Below are 1,077 nucleotides of genomic sequence, written 5' to 3' on the forward strand. Positions count from 1 at the left end.
TACCGCCACCTCGCGATTAGCCGGCTAATGGAGAGATGAGCATTAACCGGCGAAGTTCTGAAGATGCCGCGCCGGATGTTCGCCGCGCCGATCGCGCGAGGCGTAAAACAGCGCCGCTGGCCGACCTTGCCCGCCAAATGGCCGATCGTCACGGACATAGGTTGCGTGTTCCAGCCGATCGTGATCACCGATTCCAGGCCATCGTGATCACTCATTCCAGAGCATCGTGATCACCATTTCCAGCCGATCGTGATCGCTATTTCCAGCGATCGCGATCGGGGGAACGGGGAGGCGCGCACCGCTGACAGTCTGCAACCCGGGTAGCTTGGTCTTTTGCCTAACCGCAGAGGATCGAGATGCCGACCGAGAGACTGTCCATGCGCCACATTCGTGAAGTTCTACGCCTGCACTACAGCGTCGGCATGTCGCAACGCGCCGTTGCCCGCAGCCTGGGCTTGGCCCAAGGCACGGTTAGCAAGTACCTGAACCGAACCCGCCGCGCCGGCCTGACCTGGCCGTTGCCGCCGGAGCTGGATGACGATGTCCGGCTTGAGAACCGCCTATATCCGCCACCATCCGATCGGCCCAGCGACGAGTGTCCGCAGCCGGATTGGGCGCTCGTGCATCGCGAGCTGCGGCGCCCGAGCGTCACGCTGATGCTGTTGTGGGAGGAGTATTGCGACGCGAGCTCCGACAGCTTCAGCTATTCGTGGTTCTGCGAGCGTTACAAGGAATGGGCCGGCCGCCTCAAGCCGACCCTGCGCCAGGTGCATGTCGCCGGCGAGAAGCTGTTCGTCGACTATTCCGGCCACACGATGGAGGTGGTTGACGGGCTCAGCGGCGAGGTACGCAGCATGCAGATCTTCGTCGCCGTACTCGGCGCCTCGAACTACACCTACGCCGAAGCCAGCCTCAGCCAGAGCCTGCCGGACTGGATCGCCTCGCACGTTCGGGCATTTGCCTATTTCGGCGGCGTGGCCCGGCAGACGGTGAGCGATTTTGTTACCGGTAACAAAATCGGGCACCACCACTGCCGGAACCCCGCCGATGAACGCAAAGGCGCGCGTGTGCGAGGCG

General features: G+C 63.1%; 2 protein-coding genes. One reads left to right on the forward strand and one right to left on the reverse strand.

All coding sequences use genetic code 11. The features are described 5' to 3' along the window. Positions 1-215, reverse strand: a 215-nt coding sequence (locus tag CQ13_RS45015; RefSeq protein ID WP_210183074.1) for a hypothetical protein, incomplete at its 3' end; no start/stop codon positions are given. Positions 216-377: 162 nt separating this feature from the next. On the opposite strand from CQ13_RS45015, the gene CQ13_RS16635 reads away from it, so the two are divergent. Then, a partial coding sequence (locus CQ13_RS16635) for an IS21 family transposase (RefSeq protein ID WP_488225904.1) occupies positions 378-1,077 on the forward strand: 700 nt, incomplete at its 3' end.

Source organism: Bradyrhizobium retamae (assembly GCF_001440415.1).
Classification (GTDB): Bacteria; Pseudomonadota; Alphaproteobacteria; order Rhizobiales; family Xanthobacteraceae; genus Bradyrhizobium; species Bradyrhizobium retamae.